This is a genomic window from Clostridiaceae bacterium (assembly GCA_012840395.1).
Taxonomy (GTDB): domain Bacteria; phylum Bacillota; class Clostridia; order Acetivibrionales; family DULL01; genus DULL01.
The window spans coordinates 59,745-77,419 of sequence record DULL01000110.1; the positions used below are offsets into that span (position 1 = coordinate 59,745).

The 17,675-nt window shown below is 34.9% G+C and carries 19 protein-coding genes and 1 pseudogene; 19 read left to right on the plus strand and 1 reads right to left on the minus strand.

Features of this window, described 5'->3' with window-relative positions; translation table 11 throughout:
• Positions 1 to 181: 181 nt before the first annotated feature.
• The 9 genes from GXX20_12175 (at position 182) to GXX20_12215 (ending at position 8,187) form a co-directional block, all read left to right on the plus strand.
• Positions 182 to 1,399, plus strand: a complete 1,218-nt coding sequence (locus GXX20_12175) for a D-alanyl-D-alanine carboxypeptidase (protein ID HHW32404.1) — start codon at positions 182 to 184, stop codon at positions 1,397 to 1,399.
• A gap of 146 nt (positions 1,400 to 1,545) precedes the next feature.
• Complete coding sequence (gene lysA, locus GXX20_12180) at positions 1,546 to 2,859, plus strand: diaminopimelate decarboxylase (protein HHW32405.1); 1,314 nt, start codon at positions 1,546 to 1,548, stop codon at positions 2,857 to 2,859.
• 58 nt (positions 2,860 to 2,917) lie between these two features.
• On the plus strand, positions 2,918 to 3,595 hold the full coding sequence (locus tag GXX20_12185; GenBank protein HHW32406.1) for a site-2 protease family protein: 678 nt from the start codon (positions 2,918 to 2,920) through the stop codon (positions 3,593 to 3,595).
• A gap of 183 nt (positions 3,596 to 3,778) precedes the next feature.
• A complete protein-coding gene (gene trpS, locus GXX20_12190; protein ID HHW32407.1) occupies positions 3,779 to 4,765 on the plus strand; it encodes a tryptophan--tRNA ligase in 987 nt (328 codons plus the stop codon).
• Between the two features lie 14 nt (positions 4,766 to 4,779).
• Entirely contained in the window at positions 4,780 to 5,580 is an 801-nt protein-coding gene (locus GXX20_12195; GenBank protein ID HHW32408.1) for a segregation/condensation protein A, read from the plus strand.
• Positions 5,581 to 6,111 (plus strand): SMC-Scp complex subunit ScpB, encoded by a 531-nt coding sequence (gene scpB, locus GXX20_12200; GenBank protein ID HHW32409.1) that lies wholly within the window; start codon positions 5,581 to 5,583, stop codon positions 6,109 to 6,111.
• A gap of 74 nt (positions 6,112 to 6,185) precedes the next feature.
• Entirely contained in the window at positions 6,186 to 6,875 is a 690-nt protein-coding gene (locus GXX20_12205) for a DUF2953 domain-containing protein (GenBank protein HHW32410.1), read from the plus strand.
• A complete protein-coding gene (ytfJ, locus tag GXX20_12210) occupies positions 6,868 to 7,356 on the plus strand; it encodes a sporulation protein YtfJ (protein HHW32411.1) in 489 nt (162 codons plus the stop codon). Before GXX20_12205 ends, ytfJ begins: the two co-directional genes overlap by 8 nt.
• Before the next feature lie 111 nt (positions 7,357 to 7,467).
• A complete protein-coding gene (locus GXX20_12215; GenBank protein ID HHW32412.1) occupies positions 7,468 to 8,187 on the plus strand; it encodes an rRNA pseudouridine synthase in 720 nt (239 codons plus the stop codon).
• Here GXX20_12215 and GXX20_12220 read toward each other — a convergent pair.
• Positions 8,177 to 8,620 carry a DUF5362 domain-containing protein gene (locus GXX20_12220; GenBank protein ID HHW32413.1) on the minus strand — a complete coding sequence of 148 codons (444 nt, stop codon included), beginning with the start codon at positions 8,618 to 8,620 and terminating at the stop codon, positions 8,177 to 8,179. The two genes, GXX20_12215 and GXX20_12220, sit on opposite strands and share 11 nt — an antisense overlap.
• Before the next feature lie 183 nt (positions 8,621 to 8,803).
• Here GXX20_12220 and GXX20_12225 point away from each other — a divergent pair, with 183 nt between their 5' ends.
• The 10 genes and pseudogenes from GXX20_12225 to GXX20_12270 all read left to right on the plus strand — a co-directional run bounded on the left by GXX20_12225 (position 8,804) and on the right by GXX20_12270 (position 17,674).
• Positions 8,804 to 9,376, plus strand: a complete 573-nt coding sequence (locus GXX20_12225; protein ID HHW32414.1) for a methyltransferase domain-containing protein — start codon at positions 8,804 to 8,806, stop codon at positions 9,374 to 9,376.
• 181 nt (positions 9,377 to 9,557) lie between these two features.
• Positions 9,558 to 11,108 (plus strand): methylmalonyl-CoA carboxyltransferase, encoded by a 1,551-nt coding sequence (locus GXX20_12230; GenBank protein HHW32415.1) that lies wholly within the window; start codon positions 9,558 to 9,560, stop codon positions 11,106 to 11,108.
• A 41-nt stretch (positions 11,109 to 11,149) separates the two neighbouring features.
• On the plus strand, positions 11,150 to 11,581 hold the full coding sequence (locus GXX20_12235; GenBank protein ID HHW32416.1) for a biotin/lipoyl-binding protein: 432 nt from the start codon (positions 11,150 to 11,152) through the stop codon (positions 11,579 to 11,581).
• Between the two features lie 27 nt (positions 11,582 to 11,608).
• Entirely contained in the window at positions 11,609 to 13,006 is a 1,398-nt protein-coding gene (locus GXX20_12240; protein ID HHW32417.1) for an oxaloacetate decarboxylase subunit alpha, read from the plus strand.
• A gap of 143 nt (positions 13,007 to 13,149) precedes the next feature.
• A complete protein-coding gene (locus GXX20_12245) occupies positions 13,150 to 14,055 on the plus strand; it encodes a MurR/RpiR family transcriptional regulator (protein HHW32418.1) in 906 nt (301 codons plus the stop codon).
• Positions 14,052 to 15,281, plus strand: a pseudogene (locus GXX20_12250) (NAD(P)/FAD-dependent oxidoreductase). Before GXX20_12245 ends, GXX20_12250 begins: the two are co-directional and overlap by 4 nt.
• Positions 15,282 to 15,425: 144 nt before the next feature.
• Positions 15,426 to 15,905, plus strand: a complete 480-nt coding sequence (locus GXX20_12255; GenBank protein ID HHW32419.1) for a hypothetical protein — start codon at positions 15,426 to 15,428, stop codon at positions 15,903 to 15,905.
• Positions 15,906 to 16,013: 108 nt separating this feature from the next.
• Entirely contained in the window at positions 16,014 to 16,436 is a 423-nt protein-coding gene (locus tag GXX20_12260) for a hut operon positive regulator HutP (protein ID HHW32420.1), read from the plus strand.
• A 155-nt stretch (positions 16,437 to 16,591) separates the two neighbouring features.
• Positions 16,592 to 16,957 carry a chorismate mutase gene (gene aroH / locus GXX20_12265; GenBank protein HHW32421.1) on the plus strand — a complete coding sequence of 122 codons (366 nt, stop codon included), beginning with the start codon at positions 16,592 to 16,594 and terminating at the stop codon, positions 16,955 to 16,957.
• Between the two features lie 36 nt (positions 16,958 to 16,993).
• Positions 16,994 to 17,674 carry a (d)CMP kinase gene (locus GXX20_12270; protein HHW32422.1) on the plus strand — a complete coding sequence of 227 codons (681 nt, stop codon included), beginning with the start codon at positions 16,994 to 16,996 and terminating at the stop codon, positions 17,672 to 17,674.
• Position 17,675 lies beyond the last annotated feature (1 nt).

Below are 17,675 nucleotides of genomic sequence, written 5' to 3' on the forward strand. Positions count from 1 at the left end.
AATAATGAAGGGTAATTATTTAGGACAGTTCTTGATTAATTCCGTTACGGAATATAAAGAGAAATGTCCTTTTTAATTATCTATAAATAATATGGAATACCTGTTTATATATGCATATATTACCGGAATTGAGGAAAAATTTTATATGTTAGATAATCTTTGTAAAGGAGTGTAATTTATAATGCGTAATAAAGGTATTACAATTCTTCTGATTATTACCTTTTGTTTTTCTTGCTTATTTTTTAATCCAGTTTTGGCTAATGAGGATGTAGAAGATGCCGAATATGATGCCCTGACTGTCGGGAAAATAATGACTACAACAAGTGTAATGGATTTAAAAGCCAAATCTGCAATTCTAATGGATGTAAACTCAGGTGAGGTAATGTATGAAAAAAATGCTCATGAGAAGTTACCTATAGCGAGTGTCACAAAAATTATGACCATGCTTTTAGTTATGGAAGAGATTGCGCAAGGAAGGCTGACCTTCGAAGATATGGTCTATGTTACGGAGAACTCATATAGAATGGGAGGATCGCAAGTTTATCTGGAACCAGGGGAACAATTTACTGTGGATGAGATGCTAAAAGCTGTAGCCATTCATTCTGCTAACGATGCATCTGTTGCTCTGGCAGAAAAAGTAGCAGGCAGCGAAGAAGTGTTTGTAGACATGATGAATAAAAAAGCAAAAGAACTGGGAATGAATAATACAAACTTTCTTGATTGCAGCGGTTTGACAGATGAAGGTCATTATAGCACTGCATATGATGTTGCCCTGATGTCAAGGGAACTTGTGCTAAAGCATCCGAAAATATTGGAGTATACTTCAATCTGGCATGATACTTTCAGAAACGGTACATTTTCGTTGGATAATACTAACAAGTTAATTCGATACTACCAGGGGGTGGTTAACGGAATTAAAACCGGATATACAAGCAAAGCGGGATATTGTCTTTCAGCTTCAGCTACAAAGAGCGGTTTAAACCTTATTTCTGTAGTTTTAGGTGAACCAGATTCAAACACCAGGTTTGCAGAGGCAAGAAAGCTACTTGATTATGGATTCTCAAATTTTGAACCATATCATGCAAATTCCAGAGATGAGATTGTCGGTTCAATTGAGGTGAAAAAAGGACTAAAAAGCAGGGTTAATATAAAGTTCAGGGATGATGTCAATTTGCTTCTGAAGAAAGGGCAGAAAGAGAAAGTTACAAAAGAAGTAAAGTTGCCGGATAATATTGAAGCTCCTGTATATGCTGGTAAGTCTGTAGGAGAAGTCATATATACAATTGATGGGAACGTTATAGGAAAAGCTGACCTGGTTGCTGATAATACCATAGAAAGGGCAACATTTCTTAAGGTGATGTATAGAATGATAATAGATTGGTTTAAGGTTGGCAGGTAAATAATAATTTACGCCATTATATGATTTTGAATTGTTGACTCCTGCAATAATTAATGTTACCATAATCATATCATTTACAGGATAATGTTATTTATTGTAAATTATTAGTGTTAGCCTTCTTTAATTATTGCAGGAGTGATAGAAATATGTTTATTTTGGATGCATTATCAATTAGCAGCAAGGGCAACCTTGAAATAGGAGGCTGTGATACTTTAGATTTAGTAAAAGAATTTGGCACTCCTTTATATGTAATGGATGAAGAAACAATAAGGAAAAGTTGCAGGTTTTACAAGGATGCCATTGACAGATATTATCCTGGTAAAGGACTGATCCTTTACGCCAGCAAGGCTTTCTGTTCAATGGCTATGTGCAAAATTGCAGAACAGGAAGGACTCGGTATTGATGTAGTATCGGGAGGAGAACTGTATACTGCCATAAAATCCGGATTTCCTGCAGAAAAAATCTTTTTCCATGGAAACAATAAGACTATTGAAGAGATTGAATTAGCCATTGAAAATAATATAGGCAGATTTATCGTTGACAATAGGGAAGAACTCCAGTCCATAAACAGCATAGCAAAATCAAAAGGGAAAAAAATAAAGATACTCTTCAGAATAAAACCTGGCATTGAAGCTCACACCCATGATTTTATCCGAACAGGTCAGATTGATTCTAAATTTGGAGTAGCTTTAGAGAACGGTGAAGCTTTTGAGATTATAAAGATTGCTTCTGAACTGGATGCTGTAGAAGTTGTGGGAGTTCATTGCCATATAGGTTCACAAATATTTGATATTGCTCCTTATGAACTGGCTGCACAAGTAATGCTGGATTTTATTGCAGAATTAAAAAACAAACTGGGTATAGTTATAAAAGAGTTAAATCTTGGAGGAGGCTTTGGCATAAGATATTTGCCTGAGCACGAACCCATTCAATATGATACTTCTATTGAAGCAGTAACAAAATTTATTAAATCAGAATGCAGCAAAAAAAATTTAGAATTACCGTTGCTTATATTCGAGCCTGGAAGATCCATTGTAGGCCCTGCAGGAATTACTCTTTATACTGTTGGTGCAGTGAAAGACATAAAAGGAGTAAGAAAATATGTATCTGTTGATGGTGGAATGACAGATAATCCACGGTATGCCCTTTATCAATCTCAATACGATGCCCTCATTGCAAACAAACCCGATGCCAAGAAGGTTGAGAAGGTTACAATTGCAGGAAAGTGCTGTGAATCGGGAGATATATTGGTAAAAGATATTTACATGCCTCCGATCTCAAGTGGTGATATTTTGGCCATCCTGGCTACCGGAGCTTATAATTATTCAATGTCAAGTAATTATAACCGTATTCCGAGACCTCCAGTTGTGCTGGTTAATAAAGGAAAAGCCCGTTTAATAGTGAAGAGAGAAGGGTATGAAGATATTATAAGAAATGATATAATTCCTGAGGATTTATAGTAGAATGTATTATAAAGGGAGTATACACCCTAAAGAATTTTATTGAAAGGGGTAAATGATGCTATTTCTATATCCACCTATAATATTGATTTATTTGGTACCGGTAGTACTTATTTCACTGACATTTCATGAGTTTTCTCATGCCTACACTTCTTACAGGCTGGGAGATCCAACGGCAAAGTATGCAGGAAGATTAACTTTGAATCCTTTGAAACATCTGGATATACTTGGTACATTAATGTTTTTATTCTCCAGATTCGGATGGGCAAAACCAGTACCTATAAATCCCATGTATTATAAAGACAGAAATAAAGGAACAATGATTGTAAGTGTGGCAGGGCCGTTATCCAATATATTACTTGCCTTAATATTTTCATTTCCTATGATTTACCTGGAGAGGAAATACGGTATTGTTAACGGCAGCTTTTTTACATCCTTTAATCCTATTGCAATTTTATATAATTTTTCATTTATGTTTTATATGATAAATATAGGTCTGGCTGCTTTTAATATTTTGCCTGTTCCTCCTTTGGACGGATCAAATATATTGCAGGGAATTTTACCTCCGAAATATAACTATAAGATGCATCAGTACCAAAGCTATATTTCGATTGGTTTTATGATGTTAATACTTATTGCACCCCGTGCTTTAAATACCTTACTTTCACCATTTATATGGTTTTTTCAGACTGCAATAAATATGATTACTAATTCGGTAATAGGTTTGTTCCACTAAATATATTTTTGTTTAATCAATAAAGGGAAGGAACATGCAAAACAAGAACAGAGAGTTGACACATTCTGAATTGAAATTTAGAATTAGAATGTGTTAGCGAATTGTTATTATTTTTGCAATTTACAATATTTATTAACAATCTGGAATAATTAAATTGTAAGTCGCCGGAGGGAGTTTTTACTGATGAGTGGAAAAAGAATACTTAGCGGAATGAGACCTACAGGTCAGCTACATCTGGGAAATTATTTCGGGGCTTTGGAGAATTGGGTAAAACTACAGCATGAATATGAATGTTATTTTTTTATTGCTGATTGGCATGCACTTACCACTGGGTATGAAGATACATCGGAAATAAAGAATAATATTACCGAAATGACTGTTGATTGGCTCAGCGCAGGCCTAGATCCTGATAAATGCAATATCTTCCTTCAATCAAAGGTTTTGGAACATGCCGAATTACATCTGCTGTTCTCTATGAGTACACCTTTGTCCTGGCTATATAGATGTCCCACTTATAAAGACCAGCTGAATCAGATGAAGGAAAAAAATATTACAACCTATGGCTTTTTAGGCTATCCTTGCCTTATGGCTTCTGATATTTTAATTTACAAAGCAGACCTAGTTCCTGTGGGAGAGGACCAGCTTCCTCATCTTGAATTGACCAGGGAAATTGCAAGAAGGTTTAACAACCTATACAAAGAAGTTTTTCCTGAACCCCAGGCTATCCTGACAAAAGCTAAAGTATTGCCAGGCACTGATGGAAGGAAAATGAGCAAAAGTTATGGAAATACTATTTCATTATCGGATTCACCTGATACAATAAAGAAGAAGGTAAGTTCCATGGTTACGGACCCGGCCAGAATAAGAAAGGATGATCCAGGCCATCCGGAAGTATGTACGGTATTTGCATTCCATAAAGTATTCAATGAAGATGGAGTTACAGAAGTTGAATCCCTTTGCCGTAAGGGAGGTATTGGCTGCGTACAATGTAAACGCAATCTGGCTGAGAAAATGATCGGTGCTCTTTCACCTATTTACGAAAAAAGACAGGAATTAATTAAAAGACCTGATACTATCAGGGATATTGTTGATACAGGAATCAAGAATGCCAGGTCGGTTGCTCAGAAAACTATGGAAGAAGTAAGAAGTGCAATGAAAATTGACTGGTAGGGAGGGCTTCTCAAATAGAGAACTTTATAAGTAATGGATATATAGTTAAGGTTCAAAGTTTCGAAGGACCATTTGATCTATTATTTCATCTTATAGAAAAAAATAACATGAAAGTATATGATATTTCTATAAGTGAAATAACCGACCAATATATGGACTATTTATTTTCTATGCAGGAAATGAATCTTGAAATAGCCAGCGAATTTATTGTTATGGCTGCTACGCTGCTCCATCTAAAGTCCAGGCTTCTTCTTCCTGAAAAGAATAAACCTGAAGAAGAAAACACTTCTGACCCTAAGGAAGAGCTAATACAAAAGCTTATAGAGTATAAAAAGTACAAAGAGTTTGCAAATGTGTTAAGAAGTAGAGAGATTGAATGGAGCAAAGTTTTTTATAAATTACCTGAGTTAATTGAGCGTGAGATTGCTTCTCAGGAACTTGACCTTTGTTCCTATAATTTAAAAATGATATATGAAAACCTGATAAAAAGAAAAGAAGAAAGGACAAACCAGAGAGCAGGAGAATTATCAGAGATTATTAAAAGGGAGAAATTCTCAATAAAGAGTAAAATAAAAGAAATATTGAGATTTTTGAAAATAAAGCCAAATATTAAATTTTCACAGCTCTTTAATTTTAAAAAAAATACCAAATCAGAGGTTATATTAGGATTCTTGGCTATACTGGAGCTGGCTAAGATTAAAAAAGTCACCCTGAAACAGAAAACCCATTTTTCAGATATCACAATTCTAAAGGTAAAAGAATCTTTACCTGCCATGGACATGGTATATACCTATTCCAATGTGGAGGATTTATAGATGAGGACAGAAGAGTTAGAAGGCATTATTGAAGGGCTGCTTTTCGTGTCGGGTGATGAGCTTCCCTTAGGAAAAATATCAGAGATACTTGAAATAGACCAAAAAGTAGTTAAGGGAATCATTGATAATATGATTCAAAAGATAAATAATTCGGACAGAGGCATTATGATACGTAAAATAAATAATGCCTATCAGCTATGCACAAATTCCAAGTATTATGAATATTTCACCAAGCTCCAGGAACCCAGGCAAAAACAACAATTATCCCAGGCTGCTTTTGAAACATTATCAATAATCGCATATAATTCACCTATTACCAGAGCCAAGATTGAAGCTATCAGGGGAGTTAATTCAGATAGTGCAATTGCTACACTGATTGAGCGGAATCTGATAAGAGAAGCAGGAAGAATGGACGCTCCTGGTAAACCTATTCTGTATGAGGTGACGGAAGAATTCTTAAGATGCTTTGGTTACAGCAGCCTGAAAGATCTTCCCGCCCTTGATACTGATGGCGATAGCCAGGAAATATAGAACTTTCCCTTTCAAATAACTTGATATTGAGTATTTTTGTTAAATCAGGTAAAAATAATTAATGAGGTGAAATAATGCTTTATTTAGTTATTTTTACACTGATCTTAACCATTCTCATCCTATTTTTGCTTTTTTCAAAAGCAGAAATTGGTATTGAATATATCCGAACAGGTAATGACGACCTAATGTCCATATTAATTATTGCCTTATCAGGAATATTCAGATTAAAATTAGACATTCCCTTATCAAAATACGGTGAAGCAAAGTCTAAGATTCGGGTGCCTAAAAAGACAGAATTAGGCAGACATCATCTGTTGGAGAAAGAGAAAGGAAAAGATTTTAGCATAAAGGATCTCTTGGATATATTTCTGAAATTATACAGGTTAATAAAAAGTGAAAATGCATTTATTCATGAGTTAATAGAATATATGACAGGAAGAGTACGTTTTGTAGGATATGAGCTGGAGATAGAAATTGGAGCCGGGGAAGCCTATTATACTGCTTTGACAACAGGGTTGATCTGGGCTGCATATGGTTTATTTGAAAGTTACCTGTATTACATAAATAATGGAAATTATAATAAGTTTTTTAATGATGTTAATGTTTATGCAAATTTTGATAGAAAGAGTTTGCTCATTAATTTATATTGTATATTTAATGCTAAAGTTGCCAATATTATAAATATAAGTTTCAAAATACTAAAATTTTATATTAAATCCAAACAAAGAATAAAAAAAGTATTGGGAGTGGATACTTATGTCTGAACATCCTATAGAAGGATTAATGAAAACTGCTATGGAAAGTATTAGAGAAATGGTAGATGTAAACACAATAGTTGGAGATGCGGTTCAGGCTCCTGACGGAACGGTGATTATACCTATATCAAGAGTATCTTTTGGCTTTGCGTCAGGAGGGGGTGAATACAATCAGTACCGCAATAATAAAGACAGGGATGGATCCAAATCTGAGGAAGAGGATGAATATAGTCAGGAGAAATTTCCATTTGCTGGAGGTAGCGGTGCAGGAGTAAGTATAAATCCAGTGGCATTTATGGTAGTAGGAAATGGACAAATGAAACTGCTTCCTGTGAACATTAATTCTTCAGTGGATAAGATACTTGATATTATTCCTGAATTATTAAACAAGGCTAATGAAGCAATGAAAAAAAGGATACAAGCCAAAAAGAACGTAAATTCAGTAACTACAGCAACAGAAGAAGCTGCTCCTGAAAACGTAAAACAATAATTGTCTTAAGATCTGAATTATAGTATTATTTTAGAAGAATTTAATTAAAGTTGCATTTAGCATTATTTGTTTAAAATTATTCAGGAAAAAATCAATAATGCAGGAGAGAAAATGGGGGAAATAAGACTACAGAAATATCTGGCAATGGCCGGAGTAGCATCAAGAAGACATGCGGAAAAAATGATACTAAATGGTGAAGTTGAAGTAAATGGGGCTGTGGTGAAAGAACTTGGTACCAAGGTAAATTTATGGGATGAAGTAAGAGTTAAAGGCAAAATTGTATCCTTTAAAACCAACTATATATATATTATGTTAAATAAACCTACAGGATATATTACTTCTGTGAAAGACCAGTTTGGCAGAAAAACTGTATTGGATCTTTTAAAAGGTGTAAAAGAAAGGGTATATCCTGTAGGAAGACTGGATTATGATACTTCCGGACTTTTATTACTCACCAATGATGGTGATTTGACATATAAACTCACTCACCCAAAACATGAAATTAAGAAGGTATATATTGCTGAAGTAAAGGGTAAGATAGAATGTCATGATATAGATAGTTTTCAGAGGGGCATTGTCATTGATGGGATTCTGACTTCTCCGGCATCAATGGATATAATAGAAATAAAGAAAAATTCTTCTGTTGTAAAAATTGCCATAAGTGAAGGAAGAAACAGGCAGATAAGAAAAATGTGCAATGAAATAGGGCACCCTGTAATAGCCCTCAAAAGAATAGCCATGGGTCCTTTGCAAATAGGAAATATCCCTGAAGGTTCGTGGAGATATTTGACTTCAAAAGAAATAGATTCATTAAAAAAAATTAAAATCTAATATTCGGCATATCTCTAAAAATATCTGGAAAAATATCTGGCCCATTAGATAACATATAACTAACTAATAAGGTGTATAGTACAATAATTATTATAATATAGCAGATTTTTGCAATAATTGCCGCACCTGAAAACTTAAAAAACCTGTTCATGTTGTATAAAGCCATGGCAATATGATTGGTATTCCTGACAGAAATGTATCTGTTTAGTTCATCGGCAGCATTAAGCAGTTTAATACCTGCTATAATCTGTGGTATACCGATTACTGCAGTTATTATACCAAAGCATGTAATTGCTCCGGTGATAATATCTATTATTGCCTTAAAGGTAGCCCATTTTACCAAAGATTTAATATCTGCCATATTCAATGGTATAGTGAATACATTATGAGGTTCATCATTAAACATACCGTAATTAAAATTCATATCTTCCATAATATTACCCCCTTAATATTACACATAAAAATTATATCATAAAAATTTATACTAATATATTGATATTTTTTTGACAAACTTAAAATAAAAGTTTAAAATATAATTGTATGTATTTTAATACATTATTGTTTTTGCGAAAATATAGTGGGTAATAAGTATTTGAGGAGTATTTAAGGAGTATTTATGGTAATTAAAAATTCGCTTAAACAATCTCATGATATTATAAAAAATGTAGTTGGAAAGGGCGACCTGGTTATTGATGCGACTGCAGGAAACGGAAATGATACTCTTATGCTTGCACAGCTTGTAGGTGATGAGGGAAAAGTTTATTCCTTTGATATACAGGACCAAGCCATTTCCAATACTATAAAAAAACTGCAGGAAAATGGACTGCTCAACAGAGTCAGCGTGGTTAAAGATGGACATCAGAATATGGACAAATATGTTAAAGACAGTGTAAAAGCAGTCATGTTTAACTTAGGTTATCTTCCTGGAGGAGATCATAATATTGCCACGAAAGGAGAAACAACAATTATAGCTTTGAAAAAAGCCATGGAACTTCTGATGATTGGAGGAATAATCACCATTGTTATTTATTATGGGGGTGACAGTGGTTTTGAAGAGAAGGATATATTGCTGGATTTCTTGCCAACCATTAACAGCAAGCAATATACAGTAATGAAGACTGAGTTTATTAACCAACCAAATTGTCCCCCAATACTTGTTTGTATAGAAAAAATTAATGTTGCAAATTAAAAATTTTTAAATTAAAATATAATGGGATATTTTGTTGATTTAGTGGCAATGTTTTAATAAATATTAATATTTTATGAGTTACAACAGAGATAAATTTGTTTTTTTTTTGCTAAATGAAGAGACTTATATTTGTAACAAAATATATGCAACAATACTAAAAATAATACGAGGTGGGTGACCTATGGCAACGAGTGACAAAATAAATCAACTCTACGCGAAGATTGAACAGATCGAACAGGGCGGCGGTTCTGATAAGATTGCCAAACAGCATGAGGGAGGCAAGTTAACTGCCAGAGAAAGAATTAAACTGCTTTTTGATCCGGATAGCTTCGTTGAAGTAGATGCATTTGTAGAAACAAGAAGTACCGAATTTGATATGCAGAAGAAAAAAGTTCTTGGTGATGGTGTTGTTACAGGCTATGGTACTATTGATGGAAGGCCTGTTTTTGTTGCTAGTCAGGACTTTACAGTAATAGGCGGATCTCTTGGTGAGATGCATGCCAGAAAGATTATAAAAGTTATGGATATGGCAATGAAAACCGGTACTCCGTTTATTAGTATTAATGACTCAGGTGGAGCAAGAATAGAGGAAGGATTGGACTCATTGTCTGGCTACGGGGATATCTTTTACAGGAATACTCTTGCATCAGGAGTTATACCCCAGATTTCAGTTATAATGGGACCTTGTGCCGGAGGAGCAGTATATTCACCTGCAATTACAGATTTTATTTTTATGGTTGATAAAACAAGCCAGATGTTTATAACAGGACCTCAGGTAATAAAAGCAGTTACCGGTGAAGAAGTTACTCTCGAAGAACTAGGTGGAGCGTCAGTACATACTTCTGTCAGCGGTGTTGCTCATTTCAAATCATCCAATGAAGAAGAATGTATAGCCAGCATTAAAAAGCTCCTTAGCTACTTACCGGATAATAATTTATCAGATCCTCCTGTATATGTAAGCAATGATGATATTAACAGGATTTCTGAAGAGTTAAACGAGATAATTCCTTCTGATTCAAATAAACCATATGACATGCTCGATATTATCTCCAGAGTTGTTGATAATGGTGAAGTTTTTGAAATACAAAAGGATTTTGCAAAGAATATAATCATAGCTTTTGCCAGAATGAATGGCAAGACGGTTGGTATTGTAGCAAATCAGCCAAATGTACTGGCAGGTTCATTAGATGTAAATTCATCAGATAAAGCAGCCAGATTTGTCCGTTTTTGTGATTCTTTTAACATTCCGATTGTTACCTTTACAGACGTTCCGGCATTTCTTCCGGGAGTTGGACAGGAGCATGGAGGTATAATCAGGCACGGAGCCAAATTACTATATGCCTTTTCTGAAGCTACGGTTCCAAAGGTAAATGTTATAGTAAGAAAAGCTTATGGTGGGGCCTATATAGCAATGAACAGCAAAACTATAGGCGCCGATATGGTATTTGCATGGCCAACTGCAGAAATTGCGGTAATGGGACCAGAAGGAGCTTCTAACATTATATTCAAGAAGGAGATTGCTTCAGCTGATGATCCAGTTGAAATGAGAAATCAAAAGATTCAGGAATACAGGGATAAGTTCTCAAATCCCTATGTAGCTGCAGCACGTGGATATGTTGATGATGTTATTGAACCAGCAACTACAAGATTAAGAGTAATAAGCGCTCTGGAAATGCTTTCCGGAAAACGTGAAAACAGGCCTGCAAAAAAACACGGAAATATTCCGCTTTAAGATTAGGTTTATAAAGTGATTATAATTTTAGGAGGTTTATTATGAAAAAGTTTTTGATAAAAGTTAATGGCACTCAATATGAAGTAGAAGTTGAGGAGATTAGAGAACAAGGTAGTAATATAGATATTGTAAGTCAAGCAAGAGCATCCATGCCTTCACCTGCACCAGCACCAAAAGCCGTACCAGAACCGGCTGCTGCACCAAAGCCTGCACCAGCGGCTCCAAAAGCAGAATCAGCAAGCAAATCTGTACCAACTGGGGCTAAGACAATTACAGCACCAATGCCTGGAACAATATTGGATATCAACGTAAATGTTGGTGATAAAGTAAAGAAAGGTCAGGTTCTGCTTATTCTTGAAGCTATGAAGATGGAAAATGAAATAGTTGCACCTTTTGAAGGTACAGTGGCTTCAATTAATACATCAAAGGGAGCTACTGTTAATGCAGGAGATGTTCTGGTATCTATTTCCTAAATTAAGATAAAGAAGGAGGCGAAAGCCATGGCAAAGGTTAGAATTACAGAAACAGTCCTTAGGGATGCTCATCAATCTTTGATAGCTACTAGAATGAGAACCGAAGAAATGCTTCCCATCCTGGAAAAATTGGACAAGGTCGGATATTTTTCCTTAGAAGCCTGGGGTGGGGCAACTTTTGACGCTTGCCTTAGGTTCTTGAATGAGGATCCTTGGGACAGATTAAGGAAAATAAGAAGTGCAGTAAAAAATACTAAACTTCAGATGTTATTAAGAGGTCAGAACCTTCTTGGATATAAGCACTATGCTGATGACGTGGTAGAATATTTCGTGCAGAAAGCAGTTGCAAACGGTATTGATATTATCAGAATTTTTGATGCGCTGAATGACTTAAGAAATTTGGAAACTGCAATAAGAGCATGTAAAAAAGAGGGAGGACATGCTCAAGGCTGTTTTAGCTACACCATAAGTCCCGTTCATGATCTTGAACTTTTTGTAAAAGATTCCAAGCAGTTAGTTGAAATGGGTGTTGACTCTATTTGTATTAAGGATATGTCAGGAATCCTTACACCTTATGTAGCATACGACCTTGTAAAAGCATTAAAAGAAAATGTAAAAGTACCCATTCAGCTTCATACCCATTATACAAGTGGAGTTGCTTCTATGACATATCTAAAGGCAATTGAAGCTGGTTGTGATATTGTTGATTGCGCTATATCACCTATGGCAATGGGAACTTCACAGCCTCCCACAGAGCCTCTTGTTGCCACATTGAAAGATACACCCTATGATACAGGGCTGGATCTTGATTTGTTAAGTGAGATTGCAGACTATTTCAGACCGTTAAGGGAGAAATATCTGGCTAGCGGGCTTCTTAATACAAAGGTAATCGGAGTTGACATTAATACACTCAGATACCAGGTTCCCGGAGGTATGTTGTCTAACTTGGTATCACAATTAAAGCAGGCTAATAAAGAAGATAAATTCAATGAAGTATTGCAGGAAGTACCAAGAGTAAGGAAAGATTTTGGTTATCCTCCGCTTGTTACACCTACCAGCCAGATTGTTGGAACTCAGGCTGTTATGAATGTAATAACCGGTGAAAGATACAAGATGGTACCAAAAGAGTCCAAAGCTCTTGTAAAAGGGGAATATGGCAAGACTCCTGCTCCTATTCCCGAAGAAATAGTAAATAAAATACTCAAGGGAGAAGAGCGTATTACTTGCAGACCTGCAGATTTAATAGAGCCTGAACTGGATAGCATAAAAGAGAAAATGAAAGGTTACATGGAGCAGGACGAAGACGTTTTAACATATGCTTTATTCCCTCAGGTTGCTGAGAAATTTTTCAAGGATCGTCAGGCCCAAAAATATAAAATAGATAGTGGCTTAGTTGATTATGAAAATAGAGTGCATCCCGTCTAAATAAATTTAAAAGATTATAGGAAAAAAGGGGTTAGTTCTTTGAACTAGCCCCTTTTTATTTGATTTTTGAGATAAATATATGCAATAATACATATATAAAGTTTTTTTATAAAAAATATACTGAGAGGAGATAAGGGACTCTTATGGAGAATAAAACCCAGGATTTAGTAGCAAAAATAAAAAATGGGATGAGAGACTTCAGTAAAGGCCAGAGGATGATAGCAGATTATATATTAAATAACTATGACAAAGCTGCATATTTAACTGCCGCAAAACTAGGAGAGGCAGTAGGTGTCAGCGAGTCTACAGTTGTAAGATTTGCTGTTGAGCTTGGATTTGAAGGGTACCCGAAACTTCAGAAAGAAATGCAGGAAATGGTAAAAAGCAGACTAACTTCTCTTCAAAGGTTTGAAATGGCATCCAGCAGAATAAGTGAAGAAAATATCTTAAAGAGTGTATTGCAACTGGATATGGAAAAAATAAAGCTAACAATGGAAGAAATAAATAAGGAAAGTTTTGAAAGAGCAGTGGAGAAGCTATTGAAAGCAAAAAAGATTTATATTCTTGGAGTGAGGAGTTCAGCGGCATTGGCAAGTTTTCTGGGCTTTTATTTTAATCTGCTTTTTGATAATGTCAGATTGATACATACCACCAGTGTAAGTGAAATGTTTGAGCAAGTTATGAGGGCTTCTGAGGGGGATGTGGTGGTAGGTATAAGTTTTCCCAGGTATTCAAAAAGAACTGTAAAAGCAGTCCAGTATGTAAAAAGTCAGGGAGCCACAGTGGTTGCAATAACTGACAGCAAGGACTCTCCATTGGCCAATTATGCTGATGAACTACTAATTGCAAGGAGCGATATGGCTTCTTTCGTAGATTCCCTGGTTGCTCCGCTAAGCGTTATAAATGCCCTTATTGTAGCAATAGGAATTAAGAAAAAAGATGAAATCTATCAAGTATTTGATAAATTGGAAAGAATATGGGATGAATACCAAGTATATGAGAAATATGATGAAGATTATCAAACTCATAGAAAGGTTGAACCATTATGAGAAAAAGGGTTGTCGTGGTAGGCGGGGGTGCTGCCGGATTAATGGCGGCAGGAAGAGCAGCAGAAAGAAATAATGAAGTAATCTTATTGGAGAAAAATAACAGGCTGGGTAAGAAATTGCTCATATCTGGAAAGGGCAGGTGCAATATTACCAATGCCTGTGACATTGAAGAATTAATTGAAAATATACCTGGAAACGGAAACTTCCTGTATTCTACTTTTTACAAGTTCTCTAATTATGATTAGATTGATTTCTTTAACAGAAATGGATTAGCAACCAAAATAGAGCGGGGCGGCAGGGTTTTTCCTGAAAGCGATGACTCAAAAGATGTGTTAAATACATTAATAAAATATAACAAGGATAAGGGAGTAAAAATTCATAAAAATGCCCAGGTTAAGAATATTAATGTATCAGGAAACAAAGTTACCGAAGTGGTACTTTCAAATGGGAAAATATTTCAATGCGATTCAGTAATCCTTGCCACAGGAGGAGTATCCTATCCTGGTACTGGATCAACAGGGGAAGGCCATATAATTGCAAAAAATTTAGGACATACAGTTACTGATTTAAAACCTTCTCTTGTTCCTTTAATCACAAAAGAAAAATGGGTAAAGAGTGCACAGGGGCTTTCATTAAAAAATGTGTCTATTACACTTTTTAATAAACAAGACAGTAAGATATATAGTGATTTTGGAGAAATGCTCTTTACTCATTTTGGTGTATCAGGTCCTTTAATACTTAGCTGCAGCCGTCATATTCTAGAATATAATTACAAAGGTATTAAATTGGTTATTGATTTAAAACCTGCTTTGAGTATAGAAAAGTTGGACGAAAGAATTCAAAGGGATTTTGAAAAATATTCAAGGAAGCAGTTTAAGAATTCACTTGGAGACCTTTTACCAAATAAGTTAATACCGGTTATAATTGAACTCTCAGGTATTGATCCTGAAAAACACGTTAATCAAATAAAAAAAGAAGAAAGAATGAAACTGGTTTATCTTCTAAAAAATCTTGAACTGGAAATCATAGGTTCAAGGCCAATAGCCGAAGCAATTGTAACAGCAGGGGGAATATCCATAAATGAAATAAATCCAAGAACAATGGAATCAAAAATAATAAAGGGTTTATTTTTTGCCGGTGAAATAATAGATGTTGATGCATATACTGGTGGTTTTAATCTGACAATAGCATTTTCAACCGGGTATCTTGCAGGTGATAGTTGCTGAGATTAATGAGTATTTTATTGGCAGATTGAGCATATTATTTTATATATGCTTCCAAAATTGTTAATAATAACGAGAAAACACAGATTTCTCCCGTATAATTATAGCAATATGTTATAGCAATATGATTTATTTGGAGTTGGTTTAATGAAAGTGCTTATTTGCAGATTTAATACTCAGAAGAAAAGATCTGAAATTAATATTGAAAAAATACTGTTTTTAATTTTTTCAGTATCTTTTGCACTTATGGTAGTAGTCCAGGCTGCTTTATTAAACCAGGATGTCAGAATTTTTTTAGATGTTGATGCAGGTTTGGAAGGTACGCCCCTGGAGGCGGAGGAATACTTATATAAGGATGGTATAGTTGTTTTAAAGCTATTAAGCCAGGATACATGTCCTGACCTGAAAATACTGGTAAACGGCACAGAAATCGCAAGATTTACTGAAAATGAATTAATAATTACTGTTAAAGACGGAGACGTTATTGAAGCTGACGGAAGCCAGGTACCATATTCACTGGAAGTTGGAATCAAATCAACCAGTTCAAACATTTTACTAGATTCTATATACAGACAGTTCAAGATAGACTCTTCCATTAAAAAGCTGGCAAGGATTAGAATTAAGTAAAATAATTAGAAATTAATATTGTCTTAAACAAAATCTTTTTATATAATGAAAAAGTAACTCCGCGAGTACTCTCTTTAAAAGAATACTAATATTAAAGAGGTTATTTATATGAATAGCGAAAAAACTTTTGGCAGCCGGGACATTGCTATTTCTGCAATAAAATTGGCATTAACATCGGACAGGACAGAAGAAAAGCGATTTCAGGCTGATTTTGCACGAATAGGCATTCGCACGGCTGCAGTAGACTTCGGCGGGGAATTTATAACATCAGTAATGAAAATAATAGAAAGAGCTGTGGTGTCCTCAAAAAGAGAAGGTGTCATATCAGATACCCATAGAGAAGAGGGAGCGGTTGCAGGTGCAACTCATGAAGCTCTTTTGCAGATTATGCCAAAAGCTATAGGACTGAATGTTGGAGGTAAAATAGGCATAGCAAGGTATAATGACCATGTAAGCGTTGCCATCTTTTCAGGTATAGGCCTTCTGCACTTAAATGATGTTTCTATAGGATTAGGGCATAGGGTTATTTAAATCAATTATTAAATAGATTTAATTTTCATTCAGGGTATATGATTTAATGCCTTTTTACTTGTTTGCCAATAAACGGCATTCAGGCAGTTAAATTATATTTTTATTTTATAATAGTTTTAGGTAAATAATAATTTTGGGTAAAGTTGAGGTATAATATCTTGGTGAGAGCAATTAGAGGTGCAATTACCGTTGATGTAAATAAAAAAGATTTAATTATAGAAGGCACAAAGGAACTTTTGCAAAAAATAGTTGAAGCAAATAATATTTGCGAGGATGATATAATAAGTATAATTTTTTCAGTAACAAATGATCTTGATGCCGCTTTTCCTGCTGCTGCCGCCAGGGAAATGGGATGGACAAGTATTGCACTTATGTGTACCAATGAAATCAATGTTCCAGGAAGCCTTGAAAAATGTATAAGAGTATTGATGCATATTAACACTGATAAGAGTAACAAAGATATTAAGCATATATACCTTAAAAAAGCCAGGACTCTAAGACCTGATCTGCAAAATGAATAGATTTTATAGCATGAGTCAAGTAATTTTATATAGATAATGGAGGAGTGTCTGTTGTCTACTATTAATATTGCAATAGACGGCCCTGCAGGTGCCGGTAAAAGTACTGTAGCAAAAGCAGTTGCAAAAGAAATGGGTATAGTGTATCTTGATACAGGAGCAATGTACAGAGCTGTAGCACTTAAAGCCATACAGGAAGGTATAGATACTCTTGATGAAGAAAAGCTGTCAAAAATGGTTTCAAATATTGATATTAAAATATCATATTCAAACAATGAGCAGAAGATTTTTCTCGATGGTAAAGATGTGAGTGAAGATATAAGAACCCCCCAGGCATCAATTGGAGCTTCGAATGTGGCAACAATACCCGCGGTAAGACTAAAAATGGTAGAACTTCAAAGAAATTTTGCCTTAAATAACAGCATGGTTATGGATGGCAGAGATATTGGCACCTATGTATTGCCTAATGCTGATTATAAATTTTTCCTTACAGCATCTGTAGAAGAAAGAGCCAGAAGAAGGTACAAGGAACAAATTGATAAAGGCATAAAGAATGTAAGCTTCCAGGAGATACTTGAAGATATTAATTATAGAGATAAAAATGACAGCAGCAGAAAGTTTGCACCATTAAAAAAGGCACCGGATGCAATAGAAATAGATACTACAAACATGAGCATTTCTGATGTTGTAAATAAAATTTTATCTATTGTGAGGAAGTGAA

Excerpts from the sequence above, each read along its gene's own strand:
- lysA (HHW32405.1), top strand. The coding sequence starts at position 1,546 with ATGTTTATTTTGGATGCATTATCAATTAGCAGCAAGGGCAACCTTGAA.
- ytfJ (HHW32411.1), top strand. The coding sequence starts at position 6,868 with ATGTCTGAACATCCTATAGAAGGATTAATGAAAACTGCTATGGAAAGT.
- GXX20_12245 (HHW32418.1), top strand. The coding sequence starts at position 13,150 with ATGGAGAATAAAACCCAGGATTTAGTAGCAAAAATAAAAAATGGGATG.
- GXX20_12260 (HHW32420.1), top strand. The coding sequence starts at position 16,014 with ATGAATAGCGAAAAAACTTTTGGCAGCCGGGACATTGCTATTTCTGCA.
- GXX20_12215 (HHW32412.1), top strand. The coding sequence starts at position 7,468 with ATGGGGGAAATAAGACTACAGAAATATCTGGCAATGGCCGGAGTAGCA.
- GXX20_12230 (HHW32415.1), top strand. The coding sequence starts at position 9,558 with ATGGCAACGAGTGACAAAATAAATCAACTCTACGCGAAGATTGAACAG.
- trpS (HHW32407.1), top strand. The coding sequence starts at position 3,779 with ATGAGTGGAAAAAGAATACTTAGCGGAATGAGACCTACAGGTCAGCTA.
- GXX20_12255 (HHW32419.1), top strand. The coding sequence starts at position 15,426 with ATGAAAGTGCTTATTTGCAGATTTAATACTCAGAAGAAAAGATCTGAA.
- GXX20_12225 (HHW32414.1), top strand. The coding sequence starts at position 8,804 with ATGGTAATTAAAAATTCGCTTAAACAATCTCATGATATTATAAAAAAT.
- GXX20_12205 (HHW32410.1), top strand. The coding sequence starts at position 6,186 with ATGCTTTATTTAGTTATTTTTACACTGATCTTAACCATTCTCATCCTA.
- GXX20_12175 (HHW32404.1), top strand. The coding sequence starts at position 182 with ATGCGTAATAAAGGTATTACAATTCTTCTGATTATTACCTTTTGTTTT.
- scpB (HHW32409.1), top strand. The coding sequence starts at position 5,581 with ATGAGGACAGAAGAGTTAGAAGGCATTATTGAAGGGCTGCTTTTCGTG.
- GXX20_12270 (HHW32422.1), top strand. The coding sequence starts at position 16,994 with ATGGAGGAGTGTCTGTTGTCTACTATTAATATTGCAATAGACGGCCCT.
- GXX20_12235 (HHW32416.1), top strand. The coding sequence starts at position 11,150 with ATGAAAAAGTTTTTGATAAAAGTTAATGGCACTCAATATGAAGTAGAA.
- GXX20_12240 (HHW32417.1), top strand. The coding sequence starts at position 11,609 with ATGGCAAAGGTTAGAATTACAGAAACAGTCCTTAGGGATGCTCATCAA.
- GXX20_12185 (HHW32406.1), top strand. The coding sequence starts at position 2,918 with ATGCTATTTCTATATCCACCTATAATATTGATTTATTTGGTACCGGTA.
- GXX20_12220 (HHW32413.1), bottom strand. The coding sequence starts at position 8,620 with ATGGAAGATATGAATTTTAATTACGGTATGTTTAATGATGAACCTCAT.